The sequence below is a fragment of the Salegentibacter flavus genome (assembly GCF_900115145.1).
Taxonomy (GTDB): domain Bacteria; phylum Bacteroidota; class Bacteroidia; order Flavobacteriales; family Flavobacteriaceae; genus Salegentibacter; species Salegentibacter flavus.
The window spans coordinates 49,975-62,697 of record NZ_FOVL01000016.1 but is presented as its reverse complement, the minus strand read 5'-3'; the positions used below and the strand labels follow the sequence as shown (position 1 = coordinate 62,697).

At 41.6% G+C, this 12,723-nt stretch carries 15 protein-coding genes and 1 other RNA gene; 7 read left to right on the top strand and 9 right to left on the bottom strand.

The features are described from left to right. The first annotated feature begins 6 nt into the window (after positions 1–6). The 4 genes from msrB (BM266_RS12530) (at position 7) to lpdA (ending at position 3,173) form a co-directional block, all read left to right on the top strand. Positions 7–489: a peptide-methionine (R)-S-oxide reductase MsrB gene (gene msrB, locus BM266_RS12530; RefSeq protein WP_093410276.1), complete on the top strand. Its 483-nt coding sequence runs from the start codon at positions 7–9 to the stop codon at positions 487–489. Between the two features lie 139 nt (positions 490–628). Further along, positions 629–1,021, top strand: a complete 393-nt coding sequence (gene msrB, locus BM266_RS12525; RefSeq protein ID WP_093410345.1) for a peptide-methionine (R)-S-oxide reductase MsrB — start codon at positions 629–631, stop codon at positions 1,019–1,021. Positions 1,022–1,077: 56 nt separating this feature from the next. After that, on the top strand, positions 1,078–1,626 hold the full coding sequence (locus tag BM266_RS12520; protein ID WP_093410273.1) for a dihydrolipoamide dehydrogenase: 549 nt from the start codon (positions 1,078–1,080) through the stop codon (positions 1,624–1,626). Positions 1,627–1,781: 155 nt separating this feature from the next. After that, positions 1,782–3,173, top strand: a complete 1,392-nt coding sequence (gene lpdA, locus BM266_RS12515) for a dihydrolipoyl dehydrogenase (protein WP_093410271.1) — start codon at positions 1,782–1,784, stop codon at positions 3,171–3,173. Positions 3,174–3,218: 45 nt separating this feature from the next. On the opposite strand, the gene BM266_RS12510 is transcribed toward lpdA, so the two are convergent. The 5 genes from BM266_RS12510 to BM266_RS12490 all read right to left on the bottom strand — a co-directional run bounded on the left by BM266_RS12510 (position 3,219) and on the right by BM266_RS12490 (position 6,325). Next, complete coding sequence (locus BM266_RS12510) at positions 3,219–3,947, bottom strand: Dph6-related ATP pyrophosphatase (RefSeq protein ID WP_093410268.1); 729 nt, start codon at positions 3,945–3,947, stop codon at positions 3,219–3,221. Further along, positions 3,944–4,369, bottom strand: a complete 426-nt coding sequence (aroQ, locus tag BM266_RS12505) for a type II 3-dehydroquinate dehydratase (protein WP_093410265.1) — start codon at positions 4,367–4,369, stop codon at positions 3,944–3,946. The genes BM266_RS12510 and aroQ overlap by 4 nt, the downstream gene beginning before the upstream one ends. Before the next feature lie 66 nt (positions 4,370–4,435). Further along, a complete protein-coding gene (locus BM266_RS12500; RefSeq protein WP_093410263.1) occupies positions 4,436–4,990 on the bottom strand; it encodes an outer membrane beta-barrel protein in 555 nt (184 codons plus the stop codon). A gap of 82 nt (positions 4,991–5,072) precedes the next feature. Then, complete coding sequence (locus BM266_RS12495; protein WP_245760440.1) at positions 5,073–5,567, bottom strand: hypothetical protein; 495 nt, start codon at positions 5,565–5,567, stop codon at positions 5,073–5,075. 161 nt (positions 5,568–5,728) lie between these two features. Further along, on the bottom strand, positions 5,729–6,325 hold the full coding sequence (locus tag BM266_RS12490) for a porin family protein (RefSeq protein ID WP_093410260.1): 597 nt from the start codon (positions 6,323–6,325) through the stop codon (positions 5,729–5,731). A gap of 112 nt (positions 6,326–6,437) precedes the next feature. Here BM266_RS12490 and xerD point away from each other — a divergent pair, with 112 nt between their 5' ends. Both xerD and BM266_RS12480 read left to right on the top strand, forming a co-directional pair. Beyond that, a complete protein-coding gene (gene xerD / locus BM266_RS12485) occupies positions 6,438–7,334 on the top strand; it encodes a site-specific tyrosine recombinase XerD (RefSeq protein WP_093410258.1) in 897 nt (298 codons plus the stop codon). 94 nt (positions 7,335–7,428) lie between these two features. Continuing rightward, complete coding sequence (locus tag BM266_RS12480) at positions 7,429–8,391, top strand: aldo/keto reductase (RefSeq protein ID WP_093410255.1); 963 nt, start codon at positions 7,429–7,431, stop codon at positions 8,389–8,391. A gap of 78 nt (positions 8,392–8,469) precedes the next feature. Here the strand turns inward: BM266_RS12480 and rny are convergent, their stop codons facing one another. From rny to BM266_RS12460, 4 genes are all read right to left on the bottom strand, one after another. Continuing rightward, positions 8,470–10,032 (bottom strand): ribonuclease Y, encoded by a 1,563-nt coding sequence (rny, locus tag BM266_RS12475; protein WP_093410253.1) that lies wholly within the window; start codon positions 10,030–10,032, stop codon positions 8,470–8,472. Positions 10,033–10,082: 50 nt separating this feature from the next. Next, positions 10,083–10,197, bottom strand: a non-coding RNA gene (gene ssrS, locus BM266_RS12470) — 6S RNA. Between the two features lie 50 nt (positions 10,198–10,247). Further along, a complete protein-coding gene (locus BM266_RS12465) occupies positions 10,248–10,538 on the bottom strand; it encodes a cell division protein ZapA (protein ID WP_093410251.1) in 291 nt (96 codons plus the stop codon). Between the two features lie 9 nt (positions 10,539–10,547). Beyond that, positions 10,548–10,838, bottom strand: a complete 291-nt coding sequence (locus BM266_RS12460) for a hypothetical protein (protein ID WP_093410248.1) — start codon at positions 10,836–10,838, stop codon at positions 10,548–10,550. Between the two features lie 185 nt (positions 10,839–11,023). Between BM266_RS12460 and BM266_RS12455 the strand changes: the two genes are divergently transcribed. Further along, positions 11,024–12,715, top strand: coding sequence for a M23 family metallopeptidase (locus tag BM266_RS12455; RefSeq protein ID WP_093410245.1), 1,692 nt, complete (start codon positions 11,024–11,026; stop codon positions 12,713–12,715). Positions 12,716–12,723: the final 8 nt, after the last annotated feature.

The window sequence follows — 12,723 nt, the reverse complement described above, 5'->3', positions numbered from 1 at the left end:
AAACCTATGAGAAAATTACTGGTTTTTATCTTCCCGCTGATGCTTTTCAGCTGCAATGGTAATGCTCAAAAAAATGATAAAGCTTCACAGGAATATGAAGTAACAAAAACCGATGCCCAATGGAAAGCAGAACTTTCGGAGGGGCAGTATCGCATCCTGCGAAAAGGGGATACAGAACGTGCCTTTACGAGTCCGCTAAACGATATTAAAGAACCCGGAACCTTTGTTTGTGCTGCATGCGGCAACCCTCTCTATAAAACAAAATATAAATTTGATAGCGGTACGGGATGGCCCAGTTTCGACAGGCCCATTGAAGATGCTGTCTCCTACGGAAGAAATACTTCTTTTGGATATGAAGATAACGAAGTACACTGCGCCCGTTGTGGCGGTCACCTCGGGCACGTCTTTGAAGATGGCCCAAGGAACACCACCGGGGAAAGACATTGTATTAACGGACTGGCAATGGAGTTTATTCCGGAGGGAGAATAGATTTCCGACTTCTCGGAAATGACAGAATCATTGAGATTTCGGCCGCAGTTTATCCCGTTTTTTGCGGGATGGGAGTTATTAAGACGGGAATTAGAATAAACAGATTTCCGCCTTCGCGGAAATGACTAAAAAATTATATATGAAAAAATACACGATAGAAAAACCGGAAGAGGAATGGAAAAAAGAACTCGGGGAAGAACAATACCGGGTACTTCGGGAAAAAGGAACCGAGGCTCCTCATACCGGCAAATACAATATGCATTTTGAAGATGGCTCCTACTACTGTGGCGCCTGCCATACCAAACTTTTTGAAAGCGATGCAAAATTCGAAAGCGGCTGCGGCTGGCCAAGTTTTGATCGTGCTATAGAAGGAAAGGTAGAATATGTACAGGACAAAAGCTTCGGAATGATGCGTACCGAGATCCTTTGTGCCAACTGCGGAAGTCACCTTGGCCATATTTTTGATGATGGTCCTACAGAAACCGGTCAGCGGTATTGCGTAAATTCTGCAAGTCTGGATTTCAAAAAATAACAAGCAACACCTATGAAGCCCTTCCGGGGGCAATTGTCTAATTAAAACTTATCAAAATGAAAAAATTATTATCAGCACTATTTGTAACTGCTCTTCTGTTCACCGCCTGTGAAGGCGACCAGGGACCTCCCGGACCTCCAGGCCCTGAAGGCGAACCAGGAATTAACGTGGTTGGACAAACTATTGAATATGAAGATGTGGATTTTGATTATTTTGCAGATGTGAACTATCACGCAACTATCATCGGTCTGCCGGATGATGTTGAAGTCCTTACCTCGGATGCGATTCTTGTTTACAGACTTGAGGTGATTGAAGATAATGGAGATGTTTTCGAGACCTGGAGTCTTATCCCACAGAACTTTTTCCTTGATGAAGGTACTATCCAGTATGTATATAACCATACCGATGTGGATGTAGAACTGATTATTGATGGAGATTTCGACCTTACTAATCTCGATACAGGCTTCACCCAGGACCAGGTTTTCAGGTTCGTGATCGTCCCTTCAGATTTTGCTGAATCCACCGGTATTGATGTCGCGAACTTCAACGCGGTAATGAACGCCCTGGATCTCCAGGAGCAGGATGTTCAGAATGTACAGATGTAATTTTAATACATTCAGTTAATTTAAAAAGGCTTATCCACCACGGTAAGCCTTTATTTTTGCTATTTCTGAAGCAACAGAGCCCTTTTAAAACTTTCAGTTTAAGCTATTATTCCTTAAATTCGCAACTTCTATAACTGCAATAAAAATTTCCGACTATGAGTAAATATGATATTATTGTTTTAGGTAGTGGCCCGGGAGGTTATGTAACCGCCATTAGAGCCTCTCAACTCGGTTTTAAAACCGCTATTGTTGAAAAGGAAAGCCTTGGTGGGGTATGTCTTAACTGGGGTTGTATTCCTACGAAAGCATTGCTAAAAAGCGCTGAAGTATTCGACTACCTTAAACACGCCGAAGATTACGGACTGAAACTTGAAAATCCGGATAAGGATTTTGGAGCCGTGATAAAACGAAGCCGTGAAGTGGCTAATGGAATGAGCAAAGGTGTGCAATTCCTGATGAAAAAGAACAAGATTGATGTTATTGAAGGCTTTGGTAAACTCAAGTCGGGTAAAAAAGTTGCGGTAACAGATAAAGATAAAAACACCAAAGAATACCAGGCCGATCATATTATCGTGGCTACCGGTGCCCGTTCCCGGGAATTACCGAGCCTGAAACAGGACGGTAAAAAAGTGATTGGTTACCGGGAAGCAATGAGCCTTAAAAAACAACCAAAATCTATGATCGTGGTTGGCTCTGGTGCCATTGGAGTGGAGTTCGCTCATTTCTACAATGCGATGGGGACTGAAGTAACTATCGTTGAATTCCTTCCTAACCTTGTACCTCTGGAAGACGAAGAAGTTTCAAAGCAATTTGAGCGCAGCGTGAAAAAAGCCGGGATTAAGGTAATGACCAACTCTTCGGTAGAAAGCGTTGATACTTCAGGGAAAACTATAAAAGCTAAGGTTAAAACCAAAAAAGGGGAAGAAACCCTTGAGGCTGAAATCGTGCTTTCTGCAGTTGGTATAAAATCCAATATCGAAAATATAGGCCTGGAAGAATTAGGTATCAAAACCGATAAGGACAAGATTGTAGTAGACGAATTTTATAACACCAATGTTTCCGGAATTTACGCTATTGGAGATGTGGTTGAAGGTCCCGCCCTTGCCCACGTTGCTTCAGCTGAAGGAATCCTTTGTGTTGAAAAGATTAAAGGAATGGAAGTGGAACCTCTGGATTACGGAAATATTCCCGGATGTACCTATGCTACTCCCGAGATCGCTTCGGTTGGTATGACTGAAAAGCAAGCCAAAGAAGCCGGTTATGAACTAAAAGTTGGAAAATTCCCGTTCTCTGCTTCAGGAAAAGCCAAAGCTTCCGGAAAGCCAGACGGATTTGTAAAAGTGATCTTCGATGCCAAATACGGCGAATGGTTAGGCTGCCACATGATTGGCGCCGGAGTAACCGATATGATCGCTGAAGCTGTTTTAGGAAGAAAACTTGAAACCACAGGTCACGAAGTATTAAAAGCTGTTCACCCTCACCCAACTATGAGTGAAGCCGTAATGGAAGCCGTAGCAGCAGCCTACGACGAGGTGATTCACCTGTAAACCTGAAATAATTTATTCTGAATGACCCTGGCAGAAATGCCGGGGTTATTTTTTGGGGATCAAATCACAGTAAAAGAACCGGGTATCCCAGCTTTCTTTCTCATCGCTGAAACAATCATCATCTTCATCCCCGGAAGAGGTATAGTTTTTCTCTACTACCTCCCCTATCTCAAAGCTTATCGGTTTGCGAAAGATTGGCCCATCATAAACGAAAGTGTGAAATTCTCCGTTTTCACCACAAGGATCCACATCTGATGGCAGATCTTTCAAAAAGCTTTCATCGAGCAGTCTTCCACAGAAAGATTTATCTAATTTTGCCGCATTTACGGAAACTACTATCGCCTTAAAACCGGCTTCAAGAAACTCCTGCATCAATTGCGAAGTATCTTTCTTCCACAGAGGAAAAACCGCTTTAATTCCTATTTCGCCTAGTTGTTTTTCACGGTACTCCCTTAGATCTTCCAAAAAGATATCTCCAAAAATACTGTAGTTCAATCCTTCGTCGAGCAGTTTTTCGGTTTCCATCTCCATGAGATCATTGTAGGTCTGCATACTCACATTGCCATCTAATTTAATAAGCTGAAGCGGGATCCCAATAGCATCGGCCTGTTCCTGCATCAATCCAACACGAAGCCCATGCATAGAAACCCTTCGGGTTTCAGTATTGATTGTAGAAACAAGTTTTTGTACATCATACTCGCCCTCCTTTTGCACCTTATAAAGCGCGAAAGCTGCATCTTTACCACTGCTCCAGTTTATATAAGCTTTCTTCATTTTTTAGAATTGATAAAGCTTTGTATAGCCAGGTCATAGCTCTGCAGTCCAAAGCCAAGGATAACCCCTTTAGCTACGGGAGCGATAAACGACTTATGCCGAAACTCCTCCCGGGAATGAGTGTTGGATATATGAACTTCTACCACCGGAACTTCAATGGCCTTTACTGCATCTCCTATTCCTACAGAAGTGTGAGTATAAGCAGCGGCATTTAATACTACCCCGTCAAATTCCCCGACTGCCCGGTGTAGCTCATCTATGATCTCTCCTTCAATATTAGATTGAAAATAGGATAACTCGACTTCTCCGAACTTGAGTTGGAGGTCGACAAAATAATCTTCAAATTTCTTGTTTCCGTAGGTGTCGGGTTCCCGGGTTCCAAGCAGGTTTAAATTTGGACCGTTTATGATAAGTATCTTCATAGGATAAAGATATCAAAAGATTTATTCGGTCTCCTTAAACTGAACTAAATTTCTCCCTGAAAAGACTTAAAACCTAAAGCCCAATCCTATAGAATAAGAACGAAACCTGTAATAATCATCCTCTTCAAATGGTGCCTCAGGTTTTAAGCGATTGGTAAACTCGTGGGAGTAACGGCCTTCCAGGTAGAAAGATGAACTTATATCATAGCCTATGCCCCCGATAAGTTCAAACCCAGCCCTATCATAGGGGTTCAACGAGTTCCCGCTTAGAATATTCACCTGTGGACCACCCAGGCTGTAGAAACTGGTTGATGGGATACGATATTCTACCAATCCGGCCACACGATAGTGCACGGATTCCTTATTGCTTATAAAACTAACTTCCGGAACAATAGAAAAATCCCGGTTAAGCCTAAGATTATAATTAACTCCTATGAAAAGACCAGCTTCCCCAGTGATAAAAGCCTCACTTACTTCAGGATAAAAAGTGGAATATGATGGATCGATAGCCAGATACCCCGCCTGAACAGATATATTAACAGAAGGAGATTTAAATGCCTGGCTTTGGGCACTTTCAAAAATTCCCATGAAAAGCAAAGCCACTAAAAGATCTCTAAACATATTGGATTGAAGATTTATTTCCTGAAATTAACGAAATAATTAAAAACCTCAATCCAATATTCTTTAGGTGTCTAAAATTCTTTTATAGTTGGAATTCTAATCCCACATTCACAGAAGAAAGATTTTCCCCATTATTGCTTATACCCTGGTATGATCCGATAATGGAAAAAATCCCTAAACCAACTCCAATTTTTGGCCTGTAATAAAATCCACCTTCACCATCTTCATTCAGGCTAACCGCATAACCCAGGTCTAAGCCCAGAAAAGCCATGCCTAATCCGAGCCTTCCGGAAGCGGCAATAGGAAGGAAACTTACATCATCTGTATCCATTTCACCAAAACCAGTTTCTATATCTTCCACAAAAAACACGGAGTAGCCTAGCATTGGACCAACTTCAATAACATTCATCACCCCAAATAGGTAAGCTATATCTGCTCCCAATTGAAAGTTCGAGAAATCTTCGGCATCACCTACCGGTAAACCTCCGTTAATTCCTAATTTTAAATCTCCCTGGGCTTGTATTTGATTAAACCCCATAAAGATCAATGCGCTAAGAAAGAGTAATTTTTTCATCATACTATATTTATTGGTTCAAGGCATTAATTTAAGAAAATACACACAAACACCTGATATTCAATTCAATATTACATAATAACCCGTAAAGATTTATCCATAAAAAAAGCGGAAGATCTCTCTCCCGCTTTCCAGCTTTTCATAGGTGTTTGATATAAGCTGATTTAAAACATTAAGCCTACCCCAAGTTGGATTCCGTTATTGTTAACGGCATCTTCATCCCAGTTTTCACTATCAAAAGCATCGGTGAAACCACGGGTGTAGCGGGCAGAGGCAAAAAATCCGTTGTTGAATTTATAGGAAGCACCAAGGGCTCCTCCAAATTCAAAGGTGCTACCTGCTTCGGTGTCAATTACGGCAAATCCTTCTCCGGCAATTAATTCATATTCTTCCTCTACCAGAAAATTAAAAGAAGGACCTACTTCCAGAGATAAACCATCTATTAAATAAACCTTAGCCAGTACTGGCACGTGTATGTAATCTAATTTATATTCACCCTGTCCGTATCTGTTGCTAAAAGCTTCGGTTCCCTGGGTAGAATAAAGCACCTCTGGTTGTATGGAAAAACGATCTCCCACGGGGATTTCAGAAAGCAGCCCTAAATGAAATCCGGTACGGCTGTTCTCATCTTCAAAACCATCAGAGGTCATGTTAGAAAAGTTAACCCCACCCTTAACTCCAAAATATACAAATTCCTGTGCAGAAGCGGTTGAGGTTAATCCAAATACTGCTAAAACTGCAATTAAAACTGATTTTTTCATCACATTCTATTTTTTAGTTACAGGGCAAATGTAAGAGGCATCTTCTTAATAAAATGTTATGCAAGCATAAAGTATTACTAACATATTACGCGATTGTTTTTATCTTTAACACATGAAATGGACCCGCGCCCTTGAAGACTATCGCCTGTATTTACGTTTAGAGCGCGGACTCTCAGATAATTCTATTCAGAATTACAGCCTGGATGTTCATAAGCTTATCAAGTTTTTGGACATTAATAATATAAAATTCTCCCCTCTTGATATTTCTGAAGAAACCATACAACAATTCATTTATGAGATGGCCAGGAGCCTTAACCCGAGATCCAGAGCAAGGCTGATTTCAGGTTTACGGGGATTCTTTAATTTCCTGATTTTTGAAGATTACAGAAAAGGAAATCCCATGGATTTAATCGAAGCCCCCAAAACCGGCCGTAAACTTCCTGATGTGATCTCTACTGGAGAAATTGACAAGTTAATCTCTGCCATAGATCTGGGAAAAGCTGAAGGTGAAAGAAACCGTGCTATTCTTGAAACACTCTATGGTTGCGGACTTCGGGTATCAGAACTTGTAAACCTGCAGATTTCCGATCTGTTTTTTGAAGAAGGTTTTATAAAAGTCACGGGGAAAGGAAACAAGCAGCGCTTTGTTCCGGTTTCTCCCTACACTCAAAAATATATAAATATTTACCTGAAGGAGATCAGACTTCACTTGCCCATAAAGAAAGAAGCCACCGACACCCTTTTTTTAAACCGCAGAGGGAATGAGCTCACCCGGGCTATGATCTTTACTATCGTTAAACAACTTTCAAAAAGGGCAGGAATTGATAAGAAGATTAGTCCGCATACCTTCAGGCATTCTTTTGCCACTCACTTGCTGGAAAACGGCGCCGATCTAAGAGCCATTCAGCAAATGCTGGGGCACGAAAGCATCACCACCACCGAAGTTTATATGCATATAGACCGAAAACACCTGCGGCAGGTGATCGAGCAATTTCATCCCCGGGCCTGAGTATTAAATTTCTACTAAAGCCTTTAAACTACCAATTTTCCGGAGGATTATTCTTAAATTAACGCCACTTATAAGAATATAAATATTTAATAACATGAGAACACTTAAGTTCAAAAATCACGATGAAATGCCCGCAATAGGTCTGGGTACCTGGAAATCGGGAAAAGGCGAGGTAGGAAACGCGGTAAAGATCGCGCTTAATAACGGCTACAGGCATATAGATTGTGCCGCTACTTATGGTAATGAGGCTGAGATTGGGGAAGCCTTCACGGAAGTATTTTCAGAAGGGAAAATTAAAAGAGAAGAGGTTTGGATTACTTCCAAACTCTGGAATGATGCTCACAAAAAAGAAGACGTCATCCCTGCCTTAAAAGAAACTCTCAAGGATCTTCAGCTGGATTATCTGGACCTTTATCTCATCCACTGGCCGGTAGCTTTTAAAAGAGGTGTTGGCTTCCCTGAAAAAGACGATGATTATCTAAGCCTTGAGGAAGCACCAATCATAGAAACCTGGAATATGATGATCGAAGCCAAAAAACAGGGTCTTGTAAAACATATTGGAGTTTCAAATTTCAGTTCTATGAAGCTGGAAGAACTAATGGAGCAGACAAAAGATATACCGGAAATGAATCAGGTGGAACTGCATCCTTACCTCCAACAAGATGATTTGCTTGAGTTTTGTAGTAAGCAGGGCATACACTTAACCGCTTATTCTCCCTTAGGAAGCGGCGACCGTATTGATGCCATGAAAGCGCCTGATGAACCTTCCCTGCTGGAAAACAAGGTAATACAAAAGATCGCTAAAAAACACGGAGCCAGCCCGGGGCAGGTACTTATAAAGTGGAGCGTACTAAGAGGTACAGCAGTGATTCCAAAATCTACCAATGAAGGCCGAATCATTGAAAACATTCAGAGTATGGGAGTAAATCTTGACGATGATGATCTCAAGGAAATCGCAAGCCTGGACAGACATTTTCGGTACGTAACCGGAGAATTCTTTGTCACCAAAGGCAACTCTTATGAAAATATTTTTGATGAGGACGACTATAAAGCTTAGTGCTTCAGCCGTATAAAACCAAAAGAGCCCTGCGATCGCAGGGCTCTTTTGGTTTTATATAACTCTAAATAATTTAATTTACTTGGCAATATTCACCGCCCGTGTTTCCCGTATCACGGTTATCTTAACCTGTCCGGGATAGGTCATATCGGTCTGGATCTTCTGAGAAATCTCAAATGAAAGGTTGGATGCTTTTTCATCATTCACCTTTTCACTTTCTACGATAACTCTTAATTCCCGTCCCGCCTGAATGGCATAGGCCTTCTTAACTCCGGGGAAACCAAATGCTATCTCTTCAAGGTCTTTTAAACGCTGAATATAAGAATCCAACACCTGGCGTCTGGCACCTGGCCTGGCACCGCTAATCGCATCACAAACCTGTACGATTGGCGATAACAAGGAGTTCATCTCTATCTCGTCGTGGTGAGCTCCAATGGCATTACAAACCTCGGGTTTCTCCCCATGTTTCTCAGCCCATTGCATCCCAAGGATAGCGTGAGGCACTTCAGTTTCTGTATCCGGCACTTTCCCGATATCGTGCAGTAATCCGGCACGCTTGGCAAGTTTAGGGTTAAGTCCGAGTTCAGCAGCCATTACTCCACATAGCTTAGCGACTTCCCGCGAGTGTTGCAACAGGTTTTGCCCGTATGAGGAACGGTATTTCATTCTACCCACAACCTTTATAAGCTCGGGGTGAAGTCCGTGAATACCAAGATCAATTACGGTACGCTTCCCTATATCGATTATTTCCTCTTCAATTTGTTTTTTGGTCTTCTTAACTACCTCCTCAATTCTGGCGGGGTGAATACGCCCATCGGTTACCAGTTTGTGAAGCGATAACCTGGCGACTTCTCTTCTTACCGAGTCGAAACACGAAAGAATAATTGCTTCAGGTGTATCATCTACGATGATCTCTACTCCGGTAGCAGCTTCCAGGGCACGTATGTTTCGCCCTTCTCTACCAATGATCCTACCTTTAACATCATCGCTTTCAAGATTGAATACCGAAACGCAGTTTTCAACCGCTTCTTCAGTTCCAATACGTTGAATAGTATTGATAATGATCTTTTTGGCCTCCTGCTGTGCAGTGAGTTTTGCTTCTTCTACAGTATCCTGTATCATGGCCATCGCATCAGCTTTTGCGGTGTCTTTAAGGGTTTCGGTAAGCTGTGCCTTGGCATCATCGGCCGAAAGGCCTGAAATGACCTCTAACTGCTGTATCTGGCTATTATGAAGCTTGTCTATCTCTTCCTGCTTCTTTTCAAGATATTCTGTACGATAAGAATAGTCCTTTAACTTCTCTTCCAGTTCATTGTTGAGTTTCTTGTTTTTGGCAAGTTCACTGGAAACCTGGGATTCTTTATCTCTTGCTCTCTTTTCGGTTTCATTGATCTTTTTATCACGGCTCAGAATAACCTTCTCGTGTTCTGTCTTAAGCTCGATGAATTTTTCTTTGGCCTGTAGGATCTTATCCTTTTTAATGCTCTCTCCCTCCGACTTTGCCTCTTTAAGGATATTAGCAGCCGATTTCTTGGCGTTTTTAATTGTACGGGAGGCTTGTTTGCGTTCCAGCAATTTTGCTATGGCATAGCCCAATGCTATACCTACGACCAAACCTATAATTATAGTAGTGATTTCCATTGTTGAATTTTTATATAAAAAAAAAGCCTGTATTAGTTTTGGTTTGAAGTAAACTCTTTAAAATCAGGTTTAGGGCTAACAAGCTGCTCAAGAATCCGCTTTCCCGAGGGATACGGCACGCTTTTACAACTTAAACTCACCCTTCTCAAAGAATTCGTGTTGAGTTTCTCAAAAATCACTAATACAGGCAGTAACCTTATTTTATTTAAAGAACTTTAAGAGGCCAAGTGTTGTTGCAAGAGCTCGTTAAGCGACCTTAACTTTTCTTCAGCTTCCTGCATATCTCCCACGGCTTCTATATCATTTTGCTCGGTTTGGGCTGCAAACTGCAAGGCACACATGGCCAGTACATCCTGCTTATCCCTAACGGCATAACTCTGCTCAAATTGTTTTATCATGGCCTCGATCTTTTTTGCAGCTTTCCTTAAGCCTTCTTCCTGTTGAGGCTCGATGGTTAAGGGATAAACCCTGTCTGCAATGGATATCTTAATTCTTAGTTTGTCCATGAAGCTTATTTATTCCGATAATTGAACAATGCATTGATCAATTTCTCTTATTAAGCTATTTATTTTGAGCTTTGTTTCTGTCTTGTAATCTTTACTGCCCAGCATCGCATTGGCCGCTTTAAGAGTTTGAATTCGTCCTTCAGAATTTTCAAGTTCTTCTTTGAGACGGGTATTTTCAGAAGTAAGAGTTGCCATTTCATACTGAAGGGAACCCAAGTTTTGCCTCAAAGCTTCATACTTATGAAGCAACTTGCTGATTCTATTTTCAAGATTATCAACTATTTCTGTCAATTCACTCATAAAAGCGCAATCTAATGCTTATTTCCACAAAGTTAACATACGCTTTGAAATATCCCAATACTTTTTATTGCTATTTTAGATTTCACGTAAACCCAAGGCTAACATCTTAATGCTTAAGGCTTTATTTTTTGCATAAAGTTTGATTAAATTTACCACCAGGAAATTGCTATTCTTAACCCATACTTATGAAAATTATCACCATTCTAAGCGTATTTTTAACGGGGCTTAGCCTTTATGCCCAACCCAGTGTCCCGGAAGATTATTTCTCTTCTCCCCTTGAGGTTCCCCTCGTGCTCTCCGGCACTTTCGGGGAATTGCGTTCCAATCATTTTCACAGCGGCCTGGATATTAAAACCCAGCAACGCCAGGGGTTGAATGTGCTGGCCACGGCCGAAGGTTATGTTAGTCGTATAAATATTCAGCATTATGGCTACGGAAAAGCCCTGTACGTACAACATCCTAACGGCTACACCACAGTTTATGCGCATTTACAGAAATTTTCACCTGAAATTGAAGCCTATGTAAAAAAGCACCAATACGCCAACGAAACCTATGAAATTGAACTTTTCCCTGAAACCGGAGAACTTAAGATCTCTCAAAATGAACTGATTGCCTTAAGCGGAAACACCGGCGGCAGTGGCGGCCCTCACCTGCACTACGAAATAAGGGACGGCAGTCAACGCCCTATGAACCCTAAACTATTTGGCTATCAGATCAAGGATTCGCGTCCTCCTATCATCAATTCACTTTTTGCTTACCCGCTTGATGCAGAATCCCACGTTAATAATTCTGCAGAGAGACAAAAAATACGGCTCATCCCATTGCAAGACGGAAGCTATACCACCGAAAAGATCGACGCCTGCGGAAATATTGGCTTCGGGGTTTCTACGGTAGACCAGCAGGATATGGCCCCTAACAAAAACGGGGTGTATAAGGTTGAAGCTTCGGTAAATGGAGACGATATCTTCTCCATTAAGTTTAACCGCTTTTCTTTTGCCGAATCCAGGCACCTCAACCAGCTTATAGATTACGAATACTACAGCAGCCACAAAAGCAGGGTCAAGAAACTCTATGTAGAACCCGGAAATCCGCTTAGTGTTTACGACAACGTGATTTCAGAAGGGAAACTGAATATTGAGGATAGCCTTGATTATAATTATAATATCAGAGTCACCGATTTCTCCGGAAATGAACGATTGATAAGGATCCCTATCCGAGGTCGCAACAGCGAGGAGATTCAGCCTAAAAAAATAAACAAGACCGATTATTTCGTCAATGCCAATCAAGCCTTCGCAGCCGAAGAAAACGGAATAGACTTTTACGTTCCTGCGGGAAGTTTATATGAGAACACCTATTTGGATGTGAAATTCAAAGGGGATACTATAGATTTCCATACCAAAGAGACCCCCATCCATAAAAATATCACCCTGGGATTTGACGTAAGCAAATATAGCCCTGCAGACCGGGAAAAACTATTTATCGCCCGTTTGGGATATAGAGGCCGGCCACTTTACACTTCAACCTATAAAAAGGGAGATCGCTTCACCACGGGCATCAGAACCTTTGGAGAATATACCCTGGCAGCTGATGTTACCGCCCCGAAGATTACTCCGGTGAATTTCAGTGATGGGCAGTGGATCTCTTCTAATCACAACCTCCGGGTAAAGATCTCAGATGATCTCTCAGGAATAAAAAGCTATCGGGCTACGGTAAATGGAAAATTCATTCTGATGGAGTATGAATACAAGAACAACACCTTAACCCACAATTTCGAGGATGGGGTGGTTACCGAAACCGAAAATGACTTTAAGCTTATTGTAACCGATAATGTTGGGAACAGCAGCACCTATGAAGCTAAATTCTTCAGAAAGAATTAAAGTACAGG

Bases quoted from the DNA above. Each gene is read 5' to 3' on its own strand.
- BM266_RS12495 (WP_245760440.1), bottom strand. From the start codon at position 5,567: ATGATGAAAAAATTACTCTTTCTTAGCGCATTGATCTTTATGGGGTTT.
- aroQ (WP_093410265.1), bottom strand. From the start codon at position 4,369: ATGAAGATACTTATCATAAACGGTCCAAATTTAAACCTGCTTGGAACC.
- msrB (WP_093410345.1), top strand. From the start codon at position 629: ATGAAAAAATACACGATAGAAAAACCGGAAGAGGAATGGAAAAAAGAA.
- BM266_RS12500 (WP_093410263.1), bottom strand. From the start codon at position 4,990: ATGTTTAGAGATCTTTTAGTGGCTTTGCTTTTCATGGGAATTTTTGAA.
- BM266_RS12480 (WP_093410255.1), top strand. From the start codon at position 7,429: ATGAGAACACTTAAGTTCAAAAATCACGATGAAATGCCCGCAATAGGT.
- msrB (WP_093410276.1), top strand. From the start codon at position 7: ATGAGAAAATTACTGGTTTTTATCTTCCCGCTGATGCTTTTCAGCTGC.
- BM266_RS12460 (WP_093410248.1), bottom strand. From the start codon at position 10,838: ATGAGTGAATTGACAGAAATAGTTGATAATCTTGAAAATAGAATCAGC.
- BM266_RS12520 (WP_093410273.1), top strand. From the start codon at position 1,078: ATGAAAAAATTATTATCAGCACTATTTGTAACTGCTCTTCTGTTCACC.
- BM266_RS12510 (WP_093410268.1), bottom strand. From the start codon at position 3,947: ATGAAGAAAGCTTATATAAACTGGAGCAGTGGTAAAGATGCAGCTTTC.
- BM266_RS12490 (WP_093410260.1), bottom strand. From the start codon at position 6,325: ATGAAAAAATCAGTTTTAATTGCAGTTTTAGCAGTATTTGGATTAACC.
- xerD (WP_093410258.1), top strand. From the start codon at position 6,438: ATGAAATGGACCCGCGCCCTTGAAGACTATCGCCTGTATTTACGTTTA.
- BM266_RS12465 (WP_093410251.1), bottom strand. From the start codon at position 10,538: ATGGACAAACTAAGAATTAAGATATCCATTGCAGACAGGGTTTATCCC.
- BM266_RS12455 (WP_093410245.1), top strand. From the start codon at position 11,024: ATGAAAATTATCACCATTCTAAGCGTATTTTTAACGGGGCTTAGCCTT.
- lpdA (WP_093410271.1), top strand. From the start codon at position 1,782: ATGAGTAAATATGATATTATTGTTTTAGGTAGTGGCCCGGGAGGTTAT.
- rny (WP_093410253.1), bottom strand. From the start codon at position 10,032: ATGGAAATCACTACTATAATTATAGGTTTGGTCGTAGGTATAGCATTG.